Annotated in this window: 25 protein-coding genes; 24 read left to right on the top strand and 1 reads right to left on the bottom strand. The window is 66.1% G+C overall.

All coding sequences use genetic code 11. The features are described 5' to 3' along the window. The first annotated feature begins 144 nt into the window (after nucleotides 1–144). The 24 genes from IPI56_00635 to IPI56_00520 are packed head-to-tail and all read left to right on the top strand — an operon-like array spanning nucleotide 145 to nucleotide 23,478. On the top strand, nucleotides 145–1,689 hold the full coding sequence (locus IPI56_00635) for an AAA family ATPase (protein ID MBK7544247.1): 1,545 nt from the start codon (nucleotides 145–147) through the stop codon (nucleotides 1,687–1,689). Further along, the gene (locus IPI56_00630; protein ID MBK7544246.1) at nucleotides 1,686–2,417 is read left to right on the top strand and encodes a hypothetical protein; all 732 of its coding nucleotides are present in this window, start codon (nucleotides 1,686–1,688) and stop codon (nucleotides 2,415–2,417) included. The genes IPI56_00635 and IPI56_00630 overlap by 4 nt, the downstream gene beginning before the upstream one ends. Further along, nucleotides 2,414–4,030, top strand: a complete 1,617-nt coding sequence (locus IPI56_00625; GenBank protein ID MBK7544245.1) for an N-acetylmuramoyl-L-alanine amidase — start codon at nucleotides 2,414–2,416, stop codon at nucleotides 4,028–4,030. The genes IPI56_00630 and IPI56_00625 overlap by 4 nt, the downstream gene beginning before the upstream one ends. Continuing rightward, nucleotides 4,027–4,905: a glutamate racemase gene (locus IPI56_00620; GenBank protein ID MBK7544244.1), complete on the top strand. Its 879-nt coding sequence runs from the start codon at nucleotides 4,027–4,029 to the stop codon at nucleotides 4,903–4,905. The genes IPI56_00625 and IPI56_00620 overlap by 4 nt, the downstream gene beginning before the upstream one ends. Next, nucleotides 4,905–5,582, top strand: coding sequence for a 7-cyano-7-deazaguanine synthase QueC (gene queC / locus IPI56_00615; protein MBK7544243.1), 678 nt, complete (start codon nucleotides 4,905–4,907; stop codon nucleotides 5,580–5,582). The genes IPI56_00620 and queC overlap by 1 nt, the downstream gene beginning before the upstream one ends. Beyond that, entirely contained in the window at nucleotides 5,579–6,325 is a 747-nt protein-coding gene (locus tag IPI56_00610; GenBank protein ID MBK7544242.1) for a 7-carboxy-7-deazaguanine synthase QueE, read from the top strand. Before queC ends, IPI56_00610 begins: the two co-directional genes overlap by 4 nt. Next, entirely contained in the window at nucleotides 6,322–7,578 is a 1,257-nt protein-coding gene (locus tag IPI56_00605; protein MBK7544241.1) for a class I SAM-dependent rRNA methyltransferase, read from the top strand. Before IPI56_00610 ends, IPI56_00605 begins: the two co-directional genes overlap by 4 nt. Before the next feature lie 52 nt (nucleotides 7,579–7,630). Further along, nucleotides 7,631–8,995, top strand: coding sequence for a UDP-N-acetylmuramate--L-alanine ligase (locus tag IPI56_00600; GenBank protein MBK7544240.1), 1,365 nt, complete (start codon nucleotides 7,631–7,633; stop codon nucleotides 8,993–8,995). After that, the gene (gene murB / locus IPI56_00595; GenBank protein MBK7544239.1) at nucleotides 8,992–9,894 is read left to right on the top strand and encodes a UDP-N-acetylmuramate dehydrogenase; all 903 of its coding nucleotides are present in this window, start codon (nucleotides 8,992–8,994) and stop codon (nucleotides 9,892–9,894) included. Before IPI56_00600 ends, murB begins: the two co-directional genes overlap by 4 nt. After that, a complete protein-coding gene (locus IPI56_00590; protein ID MBK7544238.1) occupies nucleotides 9,891–10,892 on the top strand; it encodes a D-alanine--D-alanine ligase in 1,002 nt (333 codons plus the stop codon). The genes murB and IPI56_00590 overlap by 4 nt, the downstream gene beginning before the upstream one ends. Nucleotides 10,893–10,935: 43 nt before the next feature. Then, nucleotides 10,936–11,709, top strand: coding sequence for a hypothetical protein (locus tag IPI56_00585; GenBank protein MBK7544237.1), 774 nt, complete (start codon nucleotides 10,936–10,938; stop codon nucleotides 11,707–11,709). Further along, a complete protein-coding gene (gene ftsA, locus IPI56_00580; protein MBK7544236.1) occupies nucleotides 11,678–12,919 on the top strand; it encodes a cell division protein FtsA in 1,242 nt (413 codons plus the stop codon). The genes IPI56_00585 and ftsA overlap by 32 nt, the downstream gene beginning before the upstream one ends. Before the next feature lies 1 nt (nucleotide 12,920). After that, a complete protein-coding gene (gene ftsZ, locus IPI56_00575) occupies nucleotides 12,921–14,051 on the top strand; it encodes a cell division protein FtsZ (protein MBK7544235.1) in 1,131 nt (376 codons plus the stop codon). Between the two features lie 14 nt (nucleotides 14,052–14,065). Beyond that, nucleotides 14,066–15,175 carry a type IV pilus twitching motility protein PilT gene (locus IPI56_00570; GenBank protein MBK7544234.1) on the top strand — a complete coding sequence of 370 codons (1,110 nt, stop codon included), beginning with the start codon at nucleotides 14,066–14,068 and terminating at the stop codon, nucleotides 15,173–15,175. Beyond that, nucleotides 15,172–15,894, top strand: coding sequence for a polyphenol oxidase family protein (locus IPI56_00565; GenBank protein ID MBK7544233.1), 723 nt, complete (start codon nucleotides 15,172–15,174; stop codon nucleotides 15,892–15,894). Before IPI56_00570 ends, IPI56_00565 begins: the two co-directional genes overlap by 4 nt. Beyond that, a complete protein-coding gene (gene pheA, locus IPI56_00560; protein MBK7544232.1) occupies nucleotides 15,891–16,976 on the top strand; it encodes a prephenate dehydratase in 1,086 nt (361 codons plus the stop codon). Before IPI56_00565 ends, pheA begins: the two co-directional genes overlap by 4 nt. Before the next feature lie 14 nt (nucleotides 16,977–16,990). Further along, the gene (locus IPI56_00555) at nucleotides 16,991–18,094 is read left to right on the top strand and encodes a histidinol-phosphate transaminase (GenBank protein MBK7544231.1); all 1,104 of its coding nucleotides are present in this window, start codon (nucleotides 16,991–16,993) and stop codon (nucleotides 18,092–18,094) included. A gap of 10 nt (nucleotides 18,095–18,104) precedes the next feature. Beyond that, nucleotides 18,105–19,124, top strand: a complete 1,020-nt coding sequence (gene aroF / locus IPI56_00550; GenBank protein MBK7544230.1) for a 3-deoxy-7-phosphoheptulonate synthase — start codon at nucleotides 18,105–18,107, stop codon at nucleotides 19,122–19,124. Between the two features lie 7 nt (nucleotides 19,125–19,131). Further along, nucleotides 19,132–19,965, top strand: coding sequence for a prephenate dehydrogenase (locus tag IPI56_00545; GenBank protein ID MBK7544229.1), 834 nt, complete (start codon nucleotides 19,132–19,134; stop codon nucleotides 19,963–19,965). 8 nt (nucleotides 19,966–19,973) lie between these two features. Next, nucleotides 19,974–21,278 carry a 3-phosphoshikimate 1-carboxyvinyltransferase gene (gene aroA / locus IPI56_00540; protein ID MBK7544228.1) on the top strand — a complete coding sequence of 435 codons (1,305 nt, stop codon included), beginning with the start codon at nucleotides 19,974–19,976 and terminating at the stop codon, nucleotides 21,276–21,278. After that, nucleotides 21,275–21,949, top strand: a complete 675-nt coding sequence (locus IPI56_00535) for a (d)CMP kinase (protein ID MBK7544227.1) — start codon at nucleotides 21,275–21,277, stop codon at nucleotides 21,947–21,949. The genes aroA and IPI56_00535 overlap by 4 nt, the downstream gene beginning before the upstream one ends. After that, nucleotides 21,946–22,575 carry a 1-acyl-sn-glycerol-3-phosphate acyltransferase gene (locus IPI56_00530; protein ID MBK7544226.1) on the top strand — a complete coding sequence of 210 codons (630 nt, stop codon included), beginning with the start codon at nucleotides 21,946–21,948 and terminating at the stop codon, nucleotides 22,573–22,575. Before IPI56_00535 ends, IPI56_00530 begins: the two co-directional genes overlap by 4 nt. After that, complete coding sequence (locus IPI56_00525) at nucleotides 22,559–22,750, top strand: hypothetical protein (protein MBK7544225.1); 192 nt, start codon at nucleotides 22,559–22,561, stop codon at nucleotides 22,748–22,750. Before IPI56_00530 ends, IPI56_00525 begins: the two co-directional genes overlap by 17 nt. Beyond that, nucleotides 22,747–23,478 carry an aspartyl/asparaginyl beta-hydroxylase domain-containing protein gene (locus IPI56_00520; GenBank protein MBK7544224.1) on the top strand — a complete coding sequence of 244 codons (732 nt, stop codon included), beginning with the start codon at nucleotides 22,747–22,749 and terminating at the stop codon, nucleotides 23,476–23,478. The genes IPI56_00525 and IPI56_00520 overlap by 4 nt, the downstream gene beginning before the upstream one ends. Here IPI56_00520 and IPI56_00515 read toward each other — a convergent pair. Beyond that, complete coding sequence (locus tag IPI56_00515) at nucleotides 23,470–24,786, bottom strand: cytochrome P450 (GenBank protein ID MBK7544223.1); 1,317 nt, start codon at nucleotides 24,784–24,786, stop codon at nucleotides 23,470–23,472. The two genes, IPI56_00520 and IPI56_00515, sit on opposite strands and share 9 nt — an antisense overlap. Nucleotides 24,787–24,799: the final 13 nt, after the last annotated feature.

Genomic DNA, 24,799 nt, shown 5'->3' with positions numbered 1-24,799 from the left:
AAAGTTTCACGTGAATCATTCTATTTATAAAGTTGTTTCACTGTCAAGTTTCACGTGAATCATTGGTGCGGTGCCTCAACGTTGTTGTCTATTGACAGATGAATTCTCTGAGTGTAGGATAATATTCATTCACTGGACGGTAAAATGGAAATCAATAATTTAAATTCTCAGCTCACCGATAACGAAAATGAAATCGATATCCTCATCCGTTCGCGATACCCCCTCCTCTATATAGTCAGTTGGGAAGAATCCCGGGTGGAGGCTTTTCTCCAGGGCCTGGCCCGTGCCCAGGGAAAGGTTCTTTTGTCTTGGTCGGCCACGCGGGGTCTCGCCGGTCTTTCCAGCGCCTCCGCCGGATCTTCCCTTGAGCCCATGGCCGCCCTGGAGGAAGTCGGGCGGTCGGGCCAGAAGGCGATCTTTGTTTTTCGAGATTTCCATCCCCATCTGCAGGACCCTAAGATCATTCGGCGTCTTCGCGACCTTGTGAATGACCTTAAATCCACCTATAAAACCATCGTCTTTCTGGGGCCCGTCTTAACGATTCCCGTGGAGTTGGAAAAAGACATCACGGTGATCGATTACGATCTGCCCGGAAAAAAAGAGCTCAGCCCCCTGGTGGACAGCGTGATCAGTTCCGTCATGGGCGGCCATTTTCATGTTGATTTTTCCCCCGCCGAGCGCGAGAAAATCGTTCAGGCGGCCCAGGGGTTGACCCTGGCGGAGGCGGAAAACGCCCTGGCCCGGGCCCTTGTCCACGACAAAACCCTGGGCGACGGGCGGTTGACTGTTGAGGAAGTTGAGGACACCTTGCTCGCCGAGACAAAACAGATCATCCGCAAATCCCGCCTGTTGGAATATTTTGAGGCCCAGGAGGCCTTTGGCCAAATCGGAGGGCTTGACCTTCTTAAGGAATGGCTTTCGAAAAGGGGTGAAGCGTTTACCGAAAAAGCGCGACAATTCGGTCTTCCGGAGCCCCGCGGTCTCCTGTTAATGGGGGTTCAGGGTTGTGGAAAATCGATGACCTGCAAAGCAATTAGTGCGCTTTGGAAAATGCCCCTGTTGCGGCTGGATATGGGGTCCATCTTTGGCCAATATGTCGGCCAATCGGAAGAAAACATGCGCCGGGCCATCAAGACCGCGGAATCCGTGGCGCCCTGCGTCCTCTGGCTGGATGAAATTGAAAAGGGCCTTTCGGGGTCCCAGTCCTCGGGTTCGGTGGACGCGGGAACCACGAGCCGGATATTTTCCACCTTCCTCACTTGGCTGCAGGAAAAAAAGAAACCCGTGTTCGTGGCCGCGACCGCGAACAACATCCACCAACTTCCCCCCGAACTGTTGAGGAAGGGGCGGCTGGACGAGATTTTCTTCATCGATCTGCCGACGGAAAAAGAGCGGTTGGACATCTTCGCCATCCATCTCCGTCGACGGAAGCGGGACGCCGCGGCCTTCGACGCCGGCCTTTTGGCGCGGATGGCGGAGGGGTTTTCCGGGGCGGAAATCGAACAGGCCGTCATCGAAGGCCTGCACAGCGCCTTCGCGGCCGGGCGGGACCTCTCGACGGAAGACCTGAAAAACGCCTTGGCCGAAACCGTCCCCCTTTCCACGACGATGGCCGACCAAATCGGCGACCTGCGAACCTGGGCGCGCACCCGGGCGCGCCCCGCCAGCGGGGCAACGCGGACCGCGTGACCCACGACCGGTTCGATCGCCTCGAGTCGGGCCCGCCGTCGGACAGCGCGGCGGTCCTGGCCCGTTGGACGCGATTTGAGCGCCTCGAAATCGCCGGCGTCGACGCGCCGGCTTCCGTCGAACCCGGACAAACGACCTGCGCCCATTGCGGTCGCGGCAACGAGCCCGTCCGCGACCACTGTTGGGCTTGCTTCAAACCCTTGACCCTCCCCCCCGGCCCCGCCCCGTCGGACGCGCCGATCAAAATCGTTTTGAACGGCGTGCCCCACCATTCCACGGACCCCCATTTGCCCGCCGACGTGCGGGACCTCATGGCCCGCGTTCGTCGCGAAGGCGCCACGCCGGCCGTCCTGGCCCGATGGTCCACCGAGCGCGCGGGCGGAGCTCCGGCGGGCGCGCGGGAAAACACGGCGCGGGTTTCCGTCCGGATCGACGGCCGCGTCTACCGCCGCGGCGACCCCGGCGCCCCGGCCCACGTGCGCGACTTGCTGGAGCATTTGCACCGCAACGACGTTTCCCCCGCCTTGCTCGAGGGGCTTCGCGCCAAAGGCGCCGTGGCCGTCCGCCCCGCGAACACGGCCCGTCCTTCCGACGGGGACATCGCCTTTTGGTCGGAATGGGGAAAAATGGGCGGCGCCGGGCCGACATCCTTTTTGACGGTGGGACGGATCCGGTTTTTCGTCGGGGTTCTGGTTATTCTATACTGTCTCCGTTGGCTATTTCGATGACCCCGCTCCGGATTCCCTTTCTCCTCGTCGCCGCCCTGTTGGCCGGGCCCGGCGCGCTTCGCGCCGGCGGCCGCCCCGCGCCCTGGCCGGAAGATCGCTTTTCGGCCGGGGTCGACGGACGGTTTCTCACGAACCTTCCCCTGCGCCGCATCGAGGGAACCCCCAGCGTTTCTTTGCAAACGGTTCGGCGGCTTTTCGGCGGGCGCATCCAATGGCGGGGAGTGTCCCGGCGCGTCAGCTACCATCGAGAGGGCGGAGTGGTTCAATTCGATTTGGACAGTTCCACCGCCCAGGTGCTTGGGAAACCCGTGCGCCTGGAAGCCCCCGTACAGGTGTGGGGCAGCGCGGCCTACATCCCCGTCTCTTTTTTGACGACCCCCGAATTTCAAAGCCTCGCCGCGGCCCGGGTGGACTGGTCCGCCGAACGCAAAAGCCTCACCGTCGATCCCACCCCGTCCGTTTCGTCGCCGCGCTATTTTTCCTATCCCGACCGCAGCCGGGTGGTCGTGGAATTGGGGCCCCGTGTGGAATACCGTCTGCTGGCGCGCCGCGGGACCACCCTCGTGGTCCGGTTTTACAACGGCCAAGCCCGGGACTGGGAGAAAGTCTCGGTCGACGACGGCCTGATCGAATCGGTGGAGATCTCCCCCCAGGGCCGGCTCACCGATTTCACCGTCGCTCTCACGTCCCACGCCGCGCCGCCGGAAATCCGCCTGGACCCCATGCCTCGGGCGCTGATCATCGAAGCCCACCGACGCGGGGAAGGGGCGATCGACCCGGGGCTCGGTGATGAACCCCCGTCCGCTTCCGGGCACGCCGGCCGCGCCGCCCTGCCCGCGCCGCGTCGGTCCTCGCCCCGCGCGGACCTCGACGCGGCGACGCTCACCCTTTCGCCGCTCCGCACCATCGTGATCGACGCGGGCCACGGCGGCAAAGACGTGGGCGCGGTGGGCCCCCACGGCACCTACGAGAAGGACGTGAACCTGCAGGTGGCGCGGGGCTTGGCCGATCTGCTCAACGCGGAAGGGCGGTTCCGGGTGATTCTGACCCGCTCCGATGACCGCTTTCTCACCCTGCAGGAACGATCGTCCATCGCCAACAAAGCCAAGGCCGACCTGTTCATTTCCGTCCACTGCAACGCCGGCCTCAACGCGGCGTCGAGCGGATTTGAAATTTATTTCCTATCGGAAAAGGCCACCGACGACGAAGCCGCCGCCGTCGCCCGCCGCGAAAACGCGGTGATCGAATTGGAGGGGTTGGGGGGGAAAGCCCGGGGAAAAGTGGAGGAACTGCTGTGGGCCCTGGCCCGCAACGAACACATCAACGAATCCTCGACGGTGGCCGCCCACATCGCCCGCCAGGCGGACAAACGATTGGGGTCCCTCAACCGGGGGGTGAAACAGGCCGGCTTCTACGTCCTGCGCGGGACCGCCATGCCGGCGGTGCTTGTGGAAACCGCGTTCATCACGAACCCCAAGGAAGAAGGTTTGCTGCGGTCCGCGCGCCATCAACAACGCATCATCGACGCCGTCTACGCGGGCCTGCTGGACTACGAAAAGCGAAAAATTCAGGCGCGCCTGGCCCACTCGGCGACTTCCGGGGGGGGCGGATGACCGCGGCGGGACAACCCATCGGGGTGTTTGATTCCGGCGTGGGCGGGTTGACGGTCCTGCGCGCCCTCGCCGCTCTTTTGCCCCGGGAAGATTTTGTTTACGTGGGCGACACGGCCCGCGTGCCCTACGGTTCCAAATCCCCGGAGGCGGTGCGGCGGTTTTCCCTGGAGATCGCCCGGTTCTTCAAACGGCAAAACGTGAAAATGATGGTCACCGCCTGCAACACCGTGTCCGCCCTGGCGCTCCGGGATTTGCGCGCCTTCCTGCCGTTGCCCGTCCTCGGGGTGATCGAGCCCGGGGCCCGCGCCGCTCTGGCGGCCACCCGCTCCGGCCGCGTCGGGATTATCGGCACGGAAGCCACCGTCCGCAGCCGCGCCTACGAAGACGCCATCCAACGGTTGGACCCGTCCGTCAAAACCTTCGCCCGCGCGTGCCCGCTGTTTGTTCCCTTGGCGGAGGAGGGCTGGGTGTCGCACCCCGTGACCCGCGCCGTGGCCCGACTGTATTTGGCGCCCCTCCTCGCCAAAAAAATAGACACCCTCGTCCTGGGCTGCACCCATTACCCGCTCTTGAAACCCACCCTTCGCCGGGCGGCCGGGCGGGTGGAATTGATCGATTCCGCCGACGAAACCGCCAAGGCCGTGCGCAGCCGCCTGGAACAGGATGGCCTGTTGCGGCCCGGACGGGGAAAGGGCCGCGTCGTTTTCTATTCTTCGGACGACCCGGGCAAATTCGCCCACACCGCCCAACGGCTCTTCGGTTGGGCCCTTCCCGATGTCCGCCGCATCGCGTTGGAAGGCGTCGACGCCCCGCCCGCCAAAGCGGCTCTGCCGCCCCAGGTGCCGCGAGCTCTGCGAGCGGCCGCCCGTCGCTGATGCCACCGCGCGCGGTTGTTTTGCTGTCGGGTGGACTCGATTCGGCCACGGCCCTTTGGTGGGCGCGGCGCGTCAAAAAATGGCGGTGCCGCGCCCTCGCTTTTGATTACGGCCAACGTCACCGCAAAGAACTAACGTCGGCGCGCGCCCTGGCGCGAGCGGCGGGATGCCCCCTCGATGTCATCAAAATCCGCCTGCCGTGGGGGGGGTCGAGTCTGCTCGACGGCCGAGCGCCATTGCCCGAGGTGCCCTCGGCCCGCATCGGCCGTGGGCCGCTGCCCTCGACCTACGTGCCGGCGCGCAACACGATTTTTTTATCCTTCGCCCTTTCCTGCGCCGACGCGATCGACGCGGACCACGTGGTCATCGGCGCCAACGCGCTCGACTATTCGGGTTACCCCGATTGCCGGCCCCGCTACTTGGCCGCCATGGCCCGCGCCGGACAGTTGGGAACCCGGAGGGGGGAAGAAACCCGGCGCCCCATCCGCGTTCAGGCCCCGCTCCTGCGCTTGACGAAAGCCGGCATCGTGCGTTTGGGCCAAAAACTCAAAGTGCCCTGGGCCCTCACCTGGTCCTGTTACCGGGGCGGCCGCCGTCCTTGTGGACGGTGCGATTCCTGCCGTTTGCGCGAGCGCGGTTTCGCCGACGCCGGCCGTCCGGACCCGACGCGGCGGTGAACCCCGCTCCCGCCGCGCCCGTCGCGGAAATCTTTTCCAGCCTGCAGGGGGAGGGCCTGCGTCTCGGCGAACGCCAGATTTTCATTCGCTTCGCCGGATGCCCGTGGCGGTGCGTGTATTGCGATACCCCGGGGAGCCTGGACGACGCCGGTCATCCCCGGCGGACGGCGGCAGAGATCCTGGCCCGTGTGGACGAATTGCAAGCGGAACGGCGGCATTCCGGCGTCAGCCTCACGGGCGGGGAACCCGTCCTGCGGGCGGATTTCTTGGCGGCGCTCATTCCCGAATTGAAAACCCGGGGCCTGGAAATCCATTTGGAAACCAGCGCCACGCACCCCGTCCCCTTTCGCAAAATCGCCGCGTTGTGCGACGTCGTGGCCGCGGACGTCAAATTGCCCTCCGCCGTCGGGCGGCCCTTTTGGGAGGAACACCGGGCGTTTTTCGAACTGGCCGGGGCCAAGGCCTTCGCCAAAGTGGTCCTGACGTCCCGCACGACCGAGGCGGAGATGGAGCGCGCGGTGGATCTGCTGGCCGGGTTGAACCCCGCGCCGCCGCTCATCCTTCAGCCGGTGACCGTTCTTCCGAGTTTGGAAAACCGGTTGTCGGGCGCGTCCGCGCCGTTCATCGAATTTGTCCGTCCGCCCGCCGCCGACCGGGTGGCGGTTTTCTACAAGGCCGCAAAGGCCCGCCTGCCGCGGGTCGCGGTGATTCCGCAAATGCATCCCATCTGGGGGGTTCCATGAAGAAACGAGTCGGTCCACCGCGAAAATCGAAACGCGCTCCATCCCTGTCGCCTCTCCTGACGACGGCGTCGGCCCCGGCCGCGCCGGGGGAACTCCCCACGGTCAAACTCCGTCCCCAGGAGGACCGGCGCCTCCGTCGCGGCCACCTGTGGGTGTTTTCGAACGAGATCGCCGAAGCCCCGGTGGGAACGACGCCGGGGGCCCTCGCCCGTTTTGTCACCGCGCGGGATGAATACCTCGGCCTGGGGTTTTACAACCCCCAATCCCTCATCGCGGGGCGCCTGCTGGACCGCCGCGACCGCGCCCTGCCGGCGGATTTTTTCCCGCAACGGCTGGCCGCGGCCCGGGCCCTGCGGGAAGCCCTTTTCACGGACAACGCTTACCGGTGGGTCTTCGGGGAGTCGGACGATTTGCCCGGCCTCGTCATCGATCGGTTCGGGGACGCCCTGGTGGTGGAATCCTTCGCCGCGGGAATGGACGTTTTGCTGCCCGAGCTGCTCGCGGCGCTGCGGGCCGCGGGCCCCTGGGCCGCCATCGTCCTCAAGAACGACAACGCCGCCCGGCGGCTGGAGCGGTTGCCCGAGGAGGTGCGCGTGCTCGACGGCGCGCCCGGGACGCCCCATTGGTTCTCGTCGGACGGCATCGCCCTCGCGGCGGACCTCACCCAAGGGCAGAAAACCGGCTACTTTTTTGACCAACGGGACAACCGCCGCGCCGTGGCGGCGTTGGCCGCGGGGAAAAATGTTTTGGACGTGTTCTGCCACACGGGGGGGTTTTCGCATTATTGCGCCCGGGCGGGTGCGCGTCGGGTGGTCGGGGTGGACGCCTCGGCCGCGGCCGTGTCCCTGGCCCGCGTCATCGCCGAGAAAAACGGTTGGGCCGACCGCGCGGTCTTCGAGGAAGAGGACGCCTTCGCCCACCTGGGGCGGGTGAAGGACACCTTCGAAATCGTGGTGTTGGATCCCCCGCGTTTCGCCCCCTCCAAAAAGAACGTGCCCGCCGCGGTGGAGGCGTACATCCGGTTGAATGCCCTGGGGCTCAAACGCGTGGCCGGGGGCGGGTTTTTGGCGACGGCGAGTTGCTCCCAGCACATCGACCGCGACACCTTCCGGCAAATCATCGCCCGGGCGGCCCACGTCGCCGGACGAAAAGTCAAAATCATCCACCAGGGCGGGGCGGGTCCCGACCATCCCGTGCGCCCGACCATGCCGGAAACCGAGTACTTGAAGTTCGCCCTCCTCCATGTGGCTTGACCCTCGGCCGGGCCGTCTTGGGGGAACGCTCCGATTTCGGTAAAGTAGGCCGATGTTCAAGCGCATCCAACACATCCATTTCGTGGGCATCGGTGGGTCCGGCATGAGCGGAATCGCCGAGGTGTTGATCACCCTCGGCTACAAGGTCTCGGGGTCCGACGCGAAAGCCTCGGACACCACGCGTCGGCTCGAACAATTGGGCGCGGCGGTGGCCCTGGGGCACCGCGCCGAAAACATCGCGGGGGCCCACGTCGTCGTCACCTCGACGGCGGTCGCCGCGAACAACCCCGAGGTGGTCGAAGCCCACCGGCGAAACATTCCCGTGATCCCCCGCATCGAGATGTTGGCCGAGCTGGCCCGCCTCAAATACACGGTCGCCGTCGCCGGCACCCACGGCAAAACCACCACCACGTCCTTGATCTCGCTGGTCCTGCAATCGGGCGGGCTCGACCCCACGGTGGTCGTCGGCGGACGCATGCACAACATCGGCACGGGCGCCCGCGTCGGCCGCGGCGACTACCTGGTGGCCGAAGCCGACGAATCCGACGGCTCGTTTTTGAAGCTCACGCCCACCCTGGCCGTGGTCACCAACATCGACGACGACCACCTGGACTATTGGGGCTCCGTGGACAAACTGACCGACGGCTTCGACGCCTTCGCCAACAAAGTGCCTTTCTACGGAACCGTGTTTTTGGGCATCGACGACCCGGGGTCCCGCCGCCTTTTGCCGCGCGTTCGACGGCCCGTGGTGACCTACGGGTTCGCGGGGGACGCCGAAATCCGGGCCGAAGACCTCCGGGCCGGGCCGACGGAAACAGTCTTCAGCGTGTCGCGGGCGGGTCGGGCGATGGGAACCGTCCGTTGGCCCGTCATGGGCCGGCACAACGTCGCCAACGCCCTCGCCGCGGTGGGGGCCGGCTTGGAATTGGGGTTGTCTTTTGAGGCCATCGCCGACGCCTTGGCGCGCTTTGAGGGCGTGGGCCGCCGCTTGGAAAAAAAGGGGGACGCCGGCGGGGTCACGGTGATGGATGATTACGGCCACCACCCGACGGAGATCCGCGCCACCCTGGCGGCCCTGCGCCAACGCTGGCCGGACCGCCGGTTGGTCACGCTTTTCCAGCCCCACCGCTACAGCCGCACCCGGTTGCTGGGGGCGGAGTTCGCCGCCTGTTTTGAAAAAACCGACGTGCTCGGTCTCTTGGACATTTACGCCGCCGGGGAATCGCCGATTCCGGGCGTTTCGAGCGACGCCCTGGCGGAGCGGCTCGCCGCCCACGGACGGGCGGCGGTGCGCCTTCCGGCCGCCAATGGCCCCGAGCAACTCCGCGGCCTGGTGCGTCCCGGCGACGTCGTCCTCACGTTGGGCGCCGGCGACGTCTGGAAGTGGGGGGAACGCCTCCTCAAAGATCTGGCGTGACGATCCCGGCCCGCGCCCTCGCCGATCTCCAAGAGAATTTCCCGGGCGTCCGCCCCGCGGAACCCCTCGCCCGCCACACCACCTGGGGCATCGGCGGTCCCGCGGACTTTTTTGTCGAAATCGGCTCTCGAAATGATCTCGCCGCCCTGCGCCGCTGGGGCCATGTCCACGGCGTCCCTCTCATGCCCATCGGCCAGGGGTCGAACCTTTTGGTCGGGGACGGGGGCGTGCGCGGGGGGGTGGTTCGTCTTCGGGGGGAATTCGAAGAGGTTCGCTTTCAGGGGGACGCCGCCCACGTCGGCGCGGGCGTTCTGTTGCCGCGCTTCGCCCGCCAGGCCGCCGAGCGGGGGCTGACGGGGGCGGAACCCCTCTGCGGCATTCCCGGGACCCTGGGCGGCGGGCTGCGAACCAACGCCGGCACGCCCGAGGGGGATTTGGGCGCGCTGGTCGAATCCGTCGATTTGATGGACGGGGAAGGGCGCGTTCGGACCGTGCCCCGGGCCGAATTGTTGTTCGGCTACCGCCGCGCGGACCTGGGCGACGGCTGGGCTCTCTCCGCCCAACTCAAATTGCGGCGAGGGGACAGAAATGATATCCTCTCTTCCGTCGATAAACAGCTCGCGCGGCGGACCGAGCGTCAGCCCCTGGGCACCAAAAATTGCGGTTCGGTTTTCAAGAACCCGCCCGGCGATTTCGCCGCGCGGTTGATCGAGGCGGCCGGGCTCAAAGGCCGCCGGATCGGCGGCGCCCGGCTGTCGCCCAAACACGCCAATTTCATTGAAAACGTGGACAACGCCTCGGCGGCGGACGTGCGCCAACTCATCGCGCTCATACAGAACACCGTGCGGGACCGGTTCGGCACGGCTCTCGAACTCGAAGTCTGGACGGTGGGGGAATGACCTCTCTTTCGATCGCGCCCGCGGATATTCAACGGGAACGGACCTTGTTGCGCCGCCGCCGTTTGGCGGTTCTGGCGGGGGGATGGTCCGCCGAGCGGCCGATCGCCTTGAAAAGCGGCCGGGCCGTGGCCGCCGCCCTGCGGCGCTGGGCCCTGCCCCACGTGTTCATCGACGTGTCCCCGAACATCGACCGGGATTTGCGCCGCCACCGCGTCAACCTGGCTTTCCTGACGACCCACGGGTCTTTCGGGGAGGACGGCCGGTTGCAGGGTCTTTTGGACCTCCGGGGCGTCGCCTACACGGGCAGCGGGGTGCGGGCCAGCGCTCTGGCGATGCACAAACCCACCGCCAAAACGATTTTTGAAAACGCGGGACTCGCCGTTCCGCCGGGACGGGCGGTGGACGCGCGCGCGCTGCCCGCCGACCCGGCGCGGGGCGTGCCCGGCCCCTGGGTCGTCAAGCCCGCGAGCCAAGGTTCGGCCGTCGGTGTGGAGCTCGTGGACCGGGCGTCGGATTTGGCCCGCGCCGTCCGCCGCGTCGCCCGCTGGGAACGCGAGGTGTTGATCGAGCGGCGGGTGACCGGGACCGAGGTTACCGTCGGTGTTTTGGGAGAGACGGCCCTCCCCGTGGTGGAGATCATTCCCCGGCACGCTTTTTATGATTACCATTCGAAATACGCGCCCGGCGGATCGCGGCACGTGGTCCCGGCCCGGATCCCCGCGGCGAGCGCCCGCGCCGCCCAGGCCGCGGCGGTGGCCGCCCACCGGGCCCTGGGATGCCGTCATGTCAGCCGCGTGGACTTCATTGTGGACCGCCGGGGTCGGCCGTGGCTCTTGGAGGTCAACACCCTGCCCGGTTTGACGGATGTCTCGTTGTTGCCCGACGCCGCGCGCGCGGCGGGATTGGATTTTGACGGGCTGGTGCTGCGGTTGCTGGCCCTGGCGCGGCGGGATGGCCCGATGGGCGTTTTAAGGCACAAGGGTCAATATGCGTCGTAACCCCGTCCGACGCCGGTTGAAAGTTTCTATGCGGAGGAGCCACATGGCCTATCAATGGCGGTCGCTCGCCGAAGGGGTGTGGCTCTGGGTCAAAATCGCTCTTTTCCTGGTGTCGGCGGGGGCCGCCGCTTGGGGCGTCGCCCACGGGGTGGGGGCCTCCACGCGGTGGCGGATCGACCGGGTTGCCTACGAAGGACCGGTGCCGGCGGAGTTGCTCGAGAACCCGCCGCTGAAGGCGGGCGACGGGCTGTTTCGGTTTTCGTCCCGGCGGATCGAAAAACGCCTGCTCGCGGAATTCCCCCAACTGGAAAAAGCGAGCGTGCGGCGCGGTTGGAACCGGGTTGTGACCGTGCGGATGTCGGCCCGTCGCGCCGTGGCCCGCCGGTTGGAAGGCGACCGTTGGCACGGGATTGACGTCGACGGCCGGGTGTTCCCCCTGGAAACGGTGGGGGACGGACTGGTGATCCTGTCGCCGGGGACTGTCGGGGACTCCCCCCTGGGCGCTTTGATGTTTCTGGAACGGATCAACGCGACCCGCGAGGCCTGGACGGAACGCCTCTACAAGATTAAAATGTCCCCCGACGGGGAGGCGGTGCTTTATCTGTCGGAGGACCTGCCGGTGCATTGGGGGCCGGTGGCGCTCGACCCCGCCGTGGTCGTCGCGAAGGCCCGGCGCCTGGGGCGGGTGTTGTCCGCCCCGGAAGCCCGGGACGGCGTCGTCTACGCGCGCTTTGTGGACGATCAGCGCATCGTCATCAAACCGAAAAATTTGGAAAAGGAACCGAATGCCCAAACCGGACGTCATCACGGGGCTTGACATCGGCAGCGGCCAGGTGGTCGCCGTCGTCGCCAAGCTGGACCCGGACACGGAAACCCCGGAAGCCGTCGGCGCGGCCCGTCAGGCCTGTCCCGGCCTCAAAGGCGGGGTCGTGATCAACATCGACGAAACGGCCCGGTCCATCACCCGCGCGGTGGAGGCCGCCGAGGAAATGGCCGGCCTCACGGGCGCCACCCGGGGCGTTTTGATCGGCGTGCGCGGCGGCCACATCCAGACCTTCAACCACCACGGCGCCATGAACATCGCCCGGACCGACAAGGAAATCACGCTCGCGGACCGCGACCAGGTGGTGGAAAGCACGAAGGCCGTGCCCATTTCCCCCGACCGGGAAATCGTCCATGTCATTCCCCAGGATTTTATCTTGGACCGCCAAAGCGGCGTGCCCAACCCCGTCGGCATGGAGGCGACCCTCCTCGAAACCGACGTCCACATCGTCACCGCGAGCCAGAGCCACCTGAACAACGTGTGGAAGGCCATCGCCCGCGCCGGGTTCGACGTGGAAGAACCCATTTACGGTTTGCTGGCGGTGGGCGACGCCGTGGTCACGGCCGAGGAAAAAGGCTTGGGTTGTTTGTTGATCGACGTGGGCGGCCAGACGACGGGGCTCGCCGTCTACGCCGAGGGCAGCGTGCGGTTCACCAAGGAGTTGCCCATCGGCTCCGACGCCATCAGCCACGATTTGTCGCACGCGTTGCGCACCTCGCTCCTCCAGGCGCAAAAGGTGAAGGAAAAACACGGCGCCGCCAGCCGCCCCTTGGCCGAGGGCAATATCGACGAGGACATCGAATACACAAGCGTGGACGGCCGCACCCCGCGGCACATCAAGCGCTCCACCCTTTTCGATTACATCGCGCCGCGCGTGGAGGAAATCTTTACCCTGGTGTCCGAGGAATTGCAGCGCTCCAACTACGCCGACCACGTGGCCGGGGGCGGCGTGGTGTTGACGGGGGGCGGCGCCCAGTTGCAGGGCTTGTCGGCCGCCGTCGAGCAAATATTGGATTTGCCGGTGCGGCTGGGCCTGCCCCAAAACCTGACGGGCGCGCCGGAAATCCTGGCCAACCCGGGCTACGCCACCGCCCTGGGCGTCGTCACCTACCGACATTTGGGCGACTGGTCCCGCAGCCGACGGGCCGTGCGGCGCGTCGGGTTGGGCCAAAAACTGCGCGGTCTTGTGGAGGACCTCTTTTAAAATGGTGCAGATCAAGTTCAGCGAAGATTTTAACGAGCAACCGGCGCTCATCAAGGTCATCGGCCTGGGCGGGGCGGGGGGAAACGCCGTCAACCGCATGATCGAAAGCGGCCTCTCCCACGTCGAGTTCATCGCCGCCAACACCGACAGCCAGGCCCTCCGCCGGAACCGCGCGCCCGTGCGGCTCCAGTTGGGCGAACGCATCACCAAAGGCCTGGGCGTCGGCGGCAACCCAATTTTGGGCCGCCAAGCGACCGAGGAGAGCCGTGACCGCATCCGCGAGGTTTTGACCGGGGCGGACATGGTTTTCATCACGGCGGGCATGGGCGGGGGCACCGGCACGGGCTCGGCGCCCGTCGTCGCCCAGATCGCCCGGGAGTTGGACCCCAAACCCCTGGTGGTGGCCGTCGTCACGCGGCCCTTCGATTTCGAAGGCCAGGTCCGAAAAAACCAGGGCGACCAGGGCATCGAGGAACTGCGCCCGCATGTCGACACCATGCTGGCGATTCCCAACGACCGCCTTTTCGATATCATCGACGAATCGACCACCTCCCTCGAAGCGTTCCGCACGGCCGACAACGTGCTCCGCCAGGCGGTGCAAGCCATCACGGACGTCATCACGCGGCACGGGCTCATCAACGTGGATTTCGCCGACGTGCGCAGCATCATGTCCGGCGCGGGGGAGGCCCTGATGGGCATGGGGGAATCCCACGGCGAAGGGCGGGCCCTGAGCGCGGCCAAAATGGCGGTCCAGTCGCCGCTCCTGGAAAACCTCACGATCGACGGGGCCAAGGGCCTCCTGGTCAACATCAGCGGCAACAAATCGATCACGCTGTTTGAAGTGAAGACAGCCATGGATTTCATCAAGAACGCGGCCAGCGCGGACGCGCACGTGTTTTACGGCCAAGTATTCGACGATGCCCTGGAGGAACGCTTTTTGGTGACCGTCATCGCCACGGGATTCCCGCCGGCGCGGCGCGCTTCGGCGCGACGGACCGGCGCGCGCCCGACGGCCACCCCCGAATCCGTCCGGGCCGTGGCGTTCCGGGCCCCCGCCGGGGACGCGCCTTTGCTGGACGACGATTTGCGCCGCCCCGCGTATTTGCGGCGCAAAGTGCGAAAACTGACCTGACAACGAGAGAAACCATGGACGCCCGACAAATCCTTCAAACGCTGCTCAAAGAAGTGGACGAACGCAAAGCCTCCGATCTGCACGTCGGACCGGGGTTCATCCCCATGCTCCGCCTGCACGGCGACCTCGAACCGTCGAAAATCGGACAACCCTTGACCGCGGAGGAAACGCGCAACCTCGCCTATTTCATCATGGGGGAAAAAGTGCGCGCGCGCTTCGAACAAAAAAACGAAGTGGACTTGGCGTTCTCCGTGTCCGGTGGCCCGCGTTTTCGCGTCAACATCTACACGCAGCGGGGCCTGGTCAACCTGGCCCTGCGGGCGATCCCGAGCCAAATCCCGACCATCCGGTCGCTGGGGCTGCCGTCGTCCGTCGAAAAGATGGCCGACAACCGCCGCGGCCTCATCCTGGTCAGCGGCACCACGGGATCCGGCAAGTCGACCACGCTCGCGGCCATCGTCGACCAGATCAACGTCACGCGCAAGGCCCACATCTTGACGATCGAGGACCCGATCGAATTCGTCCACAAGAACAAAAAATCCATCGTGAACCAGCGCGAACTCGGCCTCGACACCTCCAACTACGCCGACGCGTTGCGCTCGGCCATGCGGGAGGACCCGAACGTGATCCTGGTGGGCGAAATGCGGGATCTGGAAACCGTCTCCGCCGCCATCACCGCCGCTCAAACGGGCCACTTGGTGCTGTCGACCATCCACACGACCAACACCATCCAGATCATCAGCCGCATTTTGGACCTTTACCCGCCCCACCAGCAGGCCCAGGTGCGGCTGCAACTGGCCGAGACGTTGAAAGGCGCCATCGCACAACGCCTCCTGCCCTTGGCGGACGGCAGCGGCCGCGTCGCGGCCCAGGAAATAATGGTGGTGACACCCCACATTCAAAAGGCGATCGAGGAAAACAGTCTCATGGATGTTTACAACGCGATCCGCACCGGCAAATTTTACGGCATGCAAACCTTCAACCAGGCCATGGTGCTGCTCTACAACCAGGGAAAGATCAAGTTGGAGGAGGGTATGGCGGCCGCCTCCAACCCCGAGGAGTTCATGCTCGCCGTGCGCGGGATCGAGGCCGGGGCGAACACGCCCGGATTCGTTCCCGAGTGACGGGGGGGTGGCGCTGGCGGGGCGGCTGGTCGGTTTTGACCGGCTGGGAGACCCGTTGGGGCGTGACCGCGCGGGTGACCGGCGCCGCGCGCGGGGACATGAGAGCGCCGGCCGATTTTGAACGCGCGTTGCGCGACGCCGGGCTCGCGCCCGCTCGGTGGGCGGGGGGACGGCAAACCCACGGGGTGCGCGTGGGCGTCGTGCGGCGGCCGACGGCACCGCGGGAACGGCCGGACACCGACGCCCTGTGGACGGATCGGCCGGGGGTGTCGTTGCGTGTGCTGACCGCGGACTGCGCCCCGGTGTTTCTTTTGGACGTCAAAGGCCGCCGCGCGGGCTTGATCCACGCCGGCCGCCGCGGCACGGCGGCGGGCATTTTGACGCGCGCGATCGAAACGGCGCGACAGCGGTGGGGACTCCGGCCGACGGACCTCCGCCTGGCCATCGGGCCGCACATCCGCGCCTGCTGTTACGAAGTGGGCGAGGAGGTCGCGCGGGATTTCGCCGCCGCGCCGGGGGCGGTGGTCCGGGCGCGCGACGGCCGCGCCCGGCTGGATTTGTCCCGCGCCCTGCGGCGCCAAGCGCGGCGGTTCGGGGTCCGGGCCGTGACGGTGGCCCCCTGGTGCACCGCCTGCGACCGGCGGTTTCATTCCCACCGGCGGGAAGCCACGGCGCGCCGGCAGGCCGCGATCTTGTGTCTGAACGAGGAAACGACATGACGAAGAAAAACAAACGCCTCGCGGCGCTGCGCCGCCAAGTGGACGGCCTGGACGACGGGCTGTTGAAAACCCTGATCCAACGGGCCCGCGTCGTCCAGAAAATCGGCCGCGTGAAAGCCGAACACGGACAGGACGTTGTCGCGGCGGGCCGCGAACGCGAGATCCTGGAACGCCTGACGACGGCGAACCCGGGGCCCCTGCCCAACGAGGCCGTTGAGGACATTTTCAACGCCATCATCGCCAACTGCCGTCTGTTGCAGAAGCGGATCCGCGTCTCCTATTTCGGCCCCGAAGCCACCTACACGCACCAGGCCGCCCTCAAGCATTTCGGCCGGGGCGCCGAGTTCTTGCCCGAGAAATCCATCGCCGACGTTTTCGACGACGTCGAAAGCGGCCGCGCCGATTACGGCGTGGTGCCGATTGAAAACTCCACGGAAGGCGTGGTCAACCACACTCTCGACATGTTCATGGAATCCGACCTGGTGATTTGCGCCGAACGCCAGGACCCCATCGCCCACTGTCTCATGACGGCCCCCGGTGGAAAAAAGATCAAGGCGATCCATTCGCACCCCCAGGCCCTGGCCCAGTGCCGCAAATGGTTGGAAAGCCATCTCGCCGGGGTGCCGGTCCACCCGGCGGCTTCGACGGCGGACGCCGCGGCCCAGGCGGCCCTCCACGAGGGCGTGGCCGCTGTGGCCAGCCCCCTGGCGGCCGAATTGTACCGCTTGACGATTCGCGCCCAGGCCATTCAAGACGTCAAGGAAAACCGCACGCGTTTTCTCGTCATCGGCAAGCGCCTGGCCGCGCCCTCGGGCTCCGGGCGGGACAAGACGTCGCTCCTCGTGTCCTTGAGGGACCGGGTCGGGGCCCTGCACGACCTGCTCGGCGTTTTCAAGGACGCCCGGCTGAATCTGACCAAAATCGAATCCCGGCCGACCAAACGGAAGGCGTGGCAATACGTTTTCTTCATTGATTGCCTGGGGCACATTTCCGATGAAAAGGTGCAGAAAGTGATGGAGAAACTGAAAGCCAACTGCCTCGTCGTCAAGCTTTTGGGCAGTTACCCCCGGGCGGACTACTGATGCCTGGGAAAATAATGGGTGAAAACGACCTCATCGCGCCCCGGCGGGAGATCGCCCAATTCACGCCCTACGTGCCCGGACGGGACATGGACACCGTCAAGAAGATGTACGGCTTGAAACGGGTGGTCAAACTCGCGTCCAACGAGAACGCGCTCGGCCCATCGCCCAAGGCCGTCGCGGCTCTCCGCGCCGCCGCCCGGCGGGTGAACCTCTACCCGGACGGTTTCAGCACGGAGCTTCGCCGCGCGCTCGCCGGTCACTTGAAAGTCAAACCCGCCCAGGTCACGGTGGGCGCGGGTTCCGATGAGCTCATTGAAATACTCGCCAAGGCCTACCTCACATCGGAAGACGACATCGTCGTGTCCGATCACGCGTTTATCCGCTACAAAATGGCGGGCGACTTGATGGGCAGCCGGGTCATCACCGTGCCGATGCGCGGCCTGACCCACGATCTGGAAGCCATGGCGGCGGCGGTGACGCCCCGGACCAAATTTGTGTTCATCGCCAACCCCAACAACCCGACGGGGACCCACAACTCCAAGACGGAACTGGAGGAGTTTTTGATCACCCTGCCCGCGCGGGTTGTGGCGGTGGTGGACGAGGCCTATTACGAGTTCGCCCGCGCCGCGGGCGACTACCCGAGCGCCCTCGATTTCTTCAAAGCCGGCCGCAATTTGGTCGTGCTGCGGACCTTTTCCAAGGCCTACGGTCTGGCCGGCGTTCGTTTGGGATACGGCGTCGGCCCGGAATCGCTCATTGAAACCCTGGAACGGGTCCGGCCGCCTTTCAACATCTCCATCCCGGCCCAGGCCGCCGGGGTTGCCGCCCTGTCGGACACCGCCCACCTGAAACGGAGTGTCGCGCTGGTCGCCCGGGAAAAGGCCAAGGTCCAAAAGGCCCTTGAAAAAATGGGATTCCCCTGCGTGCCGTCCACCACCAATTTTTTACTCGTTCGGGTGTCGCCCCGCCGCGGCGCGGCGGTCTTTGAGGCCCTGCTGCGCAAGGGCGTCATCGTCCGCGCCATGGACGAATACGGCTTTCCCGAACACATCCGCGTCACCATCGGCCGCCCCGAGGAGAATCGTTTGTTCCTGTCGGCCCTTAATCAAGTCAAGTGAGGAAGCTTCCATGATCGTCACGCTCAAAAGCGGCGCCACCAAAAAACAGGTCAAAGAAGTCATCGACCGCATTAAAATATTGGGATTCACGCCGCAAATTTCCCAGGGCGCCGAACGCCTCGTCATCGGGGTGATCGGCGAGGGCAACAAGGCCATCGCCCACAAAGACCTGTTCCAATCCATGGAACAGGTGGAGGTGGTGACCCCGATCTCGAAGCCCTACAAGACCGTCAGCCGGGTGTTCAAGAAAACCGACACCGTCATTTCCGTCGGCAACGTCAAGATCGGCGGCAAAGAAGTCGTCATCATGGCCGGGCCCTGTTCGGTGGACACTAAAGAGAACCTGATGGCCACGGCCAAGGAATTGAAAAAAGCCGGTGTCCAGATCCTGCGGGGCGGGGCGTTCAAGCCGCGCACCTCGCCCTACGCTTTCCAGGGACTCGGGGAAGAAGCGCTCAAAATGTTGGTTGAAGCGCGCAAGGCCACGGGCTTGCCCGTCATCACCGAAGTCATGGACACCCGCCAGGTGGAACTGATCGAGGCGTACGCCGACATTATTCAAATCGGCGCCCGGAACGCCCAGAACTACGACTTGCTCCGCGAAGTGGGCCGCACGCGCAAGCCCGTCATGCTCAAGCGCGGCATGGCCACCACGATCGAGGAATGGCTCATGGCCGCCGAATACATCGTCGCGAAAGGCAACGCCAACGTCATGCTTTGCGAACGCGGCATTCGAACCTTTGAAACCGCCACACGGTTCACGTTGGATTTGAACGCGGTGCCGGTGCTGAAACACCTCTCCCACCTGCCGGTCATCGTGGACCCGTCGCACGGCGTGGGCGTCCGTGATTTCATCGTGCCCATGGCGAAAGCCGCCATCGCGGCGGGGGCCGACGGGGTCATCATCGAGTGCCACCCGAACCCGGCCACGGCGCTCTCGGACGGCCATCAAGCGCTCCTGCCCTCCCAACTGCACGACATCGCCAAGGAACTGCGCAAGGTCGCCGAGGCGGTCGGGCGCACCCTTTAGACGTTCCATGCGGCGCGCCGTCATCGCGGGGGTCGGCCTCATGGGCGGTTCGCTCGGCTTGGCCCTGCGCCGCCGGGGTTGGCGCGTCGTCGGCCTGGGCCGCGACGCCGCGCGGTTGGCGAAGGCCCGCCGCCGGGGAGCCGTCGACCAAACCACCACCGATCCGGCCCGGGCGCTGCCCGGCGCCGACGTGCTCGTGCTCTGCGCGCCCGTGGACCAATTGGCCGACCAGGCCCGGCGTCTGCGGCCCTTCGTCGAAAATAAAACCCTCGTCATGGACGTGGGGAGCGTCAAGGGCGCGGTCCTCCGCGCGATGGCGCCTCTGTTCCCGCCCGGCGGGCCGGTGTTCGTGGGGGCGCACCCCATGACGGGATCCGAGAAAACCGGGGTGGAAAACGCCCGGGCCGATCTTTACCGGGGCGCGCCTTGCGTGGTGACGCCCGCCCCCGGAACCCCGGTCCGGGTCACGGCCCGGGCCGAAAAATTTTGGCGGGACCTCGGCGCGCGGGTGGTGCGCCTGACCCCCGACGCCCACGACCGCGCCGTCGCCGTGGTGAGCCATTTGCCCCACCTGATCGCGGACGCCCTCATGCTGACGGCGGGCGACGCGGGCGCGGGACCGCTTTTCCGTCTGGCGGCGGGCAGTTTCCGCGACGCCACCCGCGTGGCGGGCGCCGACCCCGCCCTCTGGCGGGCGATTTTCACCCAGAACGACGCCGCGCTGCGCCGCGCGCTGGACGTCTTCGAAGGCGCCCTGGGCCGCCTCGCCAAGGGTTGGCCCCTGCCGGCGCTGCGCCGGGCGCGGGCGCTCAACGATCGATTTCGAAAGGACCGACCATGACCACGTCCATGTTAAGCCGCGTGGTGGTGCCGGGCGGCGCCCTGCGGGGCGAACTCCGACCGCCCCCGGACAAATCCATCACCCACCGCGCGGTGTTCCTCTCGGCCCTGGCCCAGGGAACGTCCCGCATCACCCACCCGCTCGCCGCCGACGACTGCGAACGGTCGGCCGAGGCTTTCCGCGCCCTCGGCATCAGCATTGAATCCGACGCCCGGGGGCAATGGGTGGTCGTGGGCCACGGTCTGTACGGACTGCGCGAACCCGCCGCGGATCACATTTATTGCGGGAACTCCGGAACCACAATGCGCCTGATCACGGGGGTCCTCGCCGGCCAGCCGTTCGCGACGAAACTCATGGGCGACAAAAGTTTGTCGGGCCGCCCCATGGGCCGCGTGGTGGAACCGCTCCAAAAAATGGGGGCCGAGATCGCGGCGCGGGACGGCAAGTTCGCGCCGCTGCGGGTGCACGGCCGACGGCCCCTGCGGGCGATTCATTGGAAGAGCCCCGTGCCCAGCGCCCAGGTGAAATCTTCCGTTCTGCTCGCGGGCCTCTACGCCGACGGGACCACCACCGTGGAAGAGCCCCAGCGATCCCGCGACCATTCGGAACGGATGCTGGCCGCGGCCGGCGTAAAACTCACGATCGACGAACGCGGCGTGTCCATCGGGGGGGGGCAATCGTTGAAACCCCGGGATTGGGTCGTACCCTCCGACATTTCAAGCGCGGCGTTTTTCTTGGTCGCCGCCTCCATCGCTCCGGGTTCCGAACTCATGCTGCGCAACGTCAACACCAACCCCACCCGGGACGGGGTGTTGGAAGTGCTGTCGCGCATGGGGGCGAACATCAAGCGGGAAAACGAAACCGTGATCGGGGGCGAACCCGTGACCGACCTGTTGGTCCGCTCCGCGCCGTTGCGGGCGGCTTCTTTCGGTGGGGACATCGTGCCCCGGTTGGTGGATGAGATTCCCGTCTTGGCGCTGGCAGCCACCCAGGCCGAGGGCGTGACGGAAATTCGGGGCGCCCAGGAATTGCGGGTCAAAGAGTCCGATCGCTTGGCGCAAATCGCGAAAGGTTTATCGGCCCTTGGGGCCCAGGTGCAGGAACTGCCGGACGGCCTGCGCATCGAGGGGCCCACGCCCCTGGTCGGGGCGACCCTCGACGCGGCGGGCGACCACCGGTTGTCCATGACCTACGCCGTCGCGGGCCTCGTCGCGCGCGGCGAAACCCGCATCCAGGACGCCGAATGCGTCGATATTTCGTTCCCGACGTTTTGGACGGATTTCGAGCGGGTGCGCGTCCAAACCCAGGGATGAAACGGCCGCTGACCATCGCGGTGGACGGCCCCGCCGGGGCGGGGAAATCCTCGGCGGCCCGGGGCCTGGCGGGCGCGCTTCGCTACCGACATATCGACACCGGCGCCATGTACCGGGCGGCGGCGTGGGGGGCTTGGAGGGCCGGCCTGCCCCTGGACGACGCGGTGTCCCTGTTGCGCGGGGTGCGCGCCCAAAAGTACGCGTTCAAGGAAACGAAAGACGGGGTCCGGGTCTTTTTAAACGGGGAGGACGTGACTTCCCATCTGCGATCCCCGGAGGCCGGGCAAGCGGCGAGTCGGCTCTCGACCCACCCCGCGGTGCGGCGGGTGCTCGTGGACCGTCAACGGCGGCTGGCCCGGGGCGGCGGCGTGGTGATGGAAGGCCGCGACATCGGCACCGTGGTCCTCCCCCGGGCCGACGTGAAATTCTTTCTCGACGCGACCCCCGAGGAGCGGGGCCGCCGACGTTGGAAGGAGCTCCGGGCGAAAGGCCAACGGGCGTCCTTGCGTAAAATCATCGAGGACATTCGCGCGCGCGACCACCGCGACCGCACCCGCGCCGCCTCCCCGCTGAGGGCGGCCGACGACGCCGTGGTCATCGACACCACGGGGTTCTCCCTCCCGGAAGTGCAAAAGGTCCTGCGGGCGTGGGTCCGACGGAAAACGCGATGACCCCCCTGCCCGAAGGACCCACGTCCACGCCGCTGGGCCGGGTGTTTTATTGGATCGGCAAGACCGGCTCCAACCTGTTGTTCACGCTGTTTTCCCGGGTTCGCGTGCGGGGGCGCGAAAACGTGCCCCGCGCGGGCGCCCTGATCATCGCGCCCAATCACGCCTCCTTCGCCGACCCCCCCTTGGTGGGTTCCCAACTGCCGCGGACGCTTTTTTATATGGGGAAAGAGGAGCTGTTCCGAATCCCCGTTTTCGGCTGGATCCTCCGCCAGGTGAACGCCTTTCCCATCCGTCGCAAGGAAGGCGATATCGCCGCCATCAAGGCCGCCGAACGGATCTTGAACGCGGGGGGAGCGCTGATCGTGTTCCCCGAGGGCCGCCGCCAGCGGACCGGCCAATTGGCCCCCCCGAAACGCGGGGTGGGGTTGCTCGCCGTCCGAACCGGTGTGCCGGTCCTGCCCGTTTACGTTCACAACGCGCACCGGATTCTTCGACTGGCGCGAATCACCCTTGTTTTCGGCCGACCGATATCGCCGGACGTCGGCGAGACGGCGGAGGTTTTCTCACAACGCGTCATGGACGCGATACGACAATTGAAGGAGACGCACTTTGGAACCCCATCTTAAATCCCTGCTGCACACCCTGGTGGCCACGGCGATGTATCTGCTCCTGTTTTTGATTGTGTTGCCGCCCTTGATGGAATTGTTGGAGCGGCCGTTGGGACGGGTCCTCTACGGGGCGCTGGTCGCCGGCGGGGTGGCCTTCGGTTTCCGCCTGCGCGCCCTGGTCAAAAAACTGTGAAACCCGACCCCCGTCCGCTCGCCCTCCGGTTTCAACGGACGGTGGCGGACGCGGTTTTGTCCTTGGTCAACGGCTTCTTTGATCGGTACACCGGAGGGCGACGGCGGCCCGCGTTTTTCGACGTGGCCGCCACCGTTCCGCCGCTCAAGGCCCTCACCGATCGTTGGCGGGACATCCAAGCGGAAGTCGACGCCTTGCTGGCGGACGGCGCGCAGTTCCCCCGTTATCACGAACTCGACCCCCACATCGCCCGCATCTCCCAAAACGACGATCCGTCCAAAAGCTGGCGGGTCTTCCTCCTGTACGCCATGGGGGAAATTCCCGAAGACGCGCGCCGTCGCGCGCCGCGGACCCTGGGCCTTCTTGAGGGGCTCCCCGGTCTTTACCAGGCTTTTTTTTCCGTGTTGGCGCCGGGAACCTCCGTGCCCGCGCACGAGGGGCCCTATCGCGGCTATCTTCGCTACCACCTTGGGTTGCGCGTGCCCAAAGACAACCCGCCCTTTATTCGTGTTTTGGATCGAAACCATGTATGGAAGGAAGGCGAAGACGTGCTGTTCGACGATTCCTGGGACCACGAGGTGGTCAATTCGTCCAAGGAAAGACGCGTGGTTTTGATTGTGGATGTGTTGCGGCCGTTGCCCGCGTTCCCCGCCGCCGTGAACCGCTGGTTCGTCCGGCGGGTGATCCACCCGCTCTACGCCCGGCAACTGATCCGAAATTTACGCTGAGACCGTTCTTTCCCGGACCCGCGCCCACACGCCGTCCCGCGGGCGCAGACTGACCAAGGCTTCCGGGCGCGCGGTCCCCGTCCCCGCGGGTTCCCAGTCGAAGCGCCGGACGTAATGGTGGAGCAGGTTCGTCATTTCCATCATGGCGAACCCTTCCCCCAAGCAAGACCGCGGGCCGGCCCCGAAAGGCAGGAAGGCGTAGGGGGACGGAGCGTCCGAACCGCCGGGCAAAAACCGTTCCGGGCGGAATTCCATCGGGTCGCGGAAATGCGCCGGATCCCAATTGAGCACATGCGGAAAGATGACCACGTGCGCGCCCGCCGGGACGACCGCGCCGGAGGGCAGTCGGTCGGTCTCTTGGGCGCGCCGCCCCAAACACCAGACGGGCGGCCTGAGCCGCATGCCTTCCAACAAACACGCTTCCGCGTAAAGGGGGGGTGTTTCCGAAGCGCGGGATTCGTCGACCAATCGCCGCCAGGCGGCGGGATGACGGAACAGCAAATCAAACGTCCAGCCCATCGCCCCTCCGGTCGTTTCGTGCCCGGCCCCGAGAAAAGTGATGATTTCATCACGAAGGAGTTTTCGGTCCAAGGAACGCCCCGCGTCGTCCCGGGCGGTCAACAACGCGTCCAAAAAATCCGACCGCGCGGCGCCCCGTTCGGCGCAGGTCAAAACATGTTCCCCCTCGGCGACGATGCGGGCCGTGGCCCGGCGAAAGGCCGAGCGCCGACGCCAGCGGTTCCATCCGGGCCAAAAGCTGAAAGCCCCGCCCGCCAGATACCGTTGACCGTCCAGGTAAGCGTCGGCGATGGACGGGGCCCGGTCGAAAAGATCCATTCCGAAAAGCGCGCGCCCCACCACACCGATGGCGATGCGGGCCGTTTCCCGGCTGACGTCCAGGGGACCGCGCGCGGGTCCGTCGTGAATCACCCGTTCGGCCTCGACCCGCACTAAACCGGGAAGGTCCGACCATTTGGAACGTTGGAAGAGGGAGCCCAGTCGGCGGCGTTGTTGATCGTGATGAACCCCGTTGCTTGTGACGAGGCCCTGGCCCAGGGTGTCCCGGGTGAACTCAAAATTGCCGCCCTTGTGGTAATTGGGTTGTCGGGTGGCCAAGACGTGCTGGATATCGCGGGGATCGCTCAAGGCCAAAACGGGGCGCCGGCCGGGCAACCGATACACCGGGCCGCGTTCACGCCGCCACGCGGCCAGGGTGACCAAGGGATCCCGCCGCAGGGACGGCCAGTCCCGCAGGGCGCGGCCCCAGGTGACGCGCGGAACGGCTCGATCAAGAACGGACGGGGGCATGGGTCCAGTGTAG

The organism is Elusimicrobiota bacterium, assembly GCA_016706425.1.
Classification (GTDB): domain Bacteria; phylum Elusimicrobiota; class Elusimicrobia; order FEN-1173; family FEN-1173; genus JADJJR01.
The sequence above is the reverse complement of the archived record's forward strand: the minus strand, read 5'-3'. Positions and strand labels throughout refer to the sequence as shown.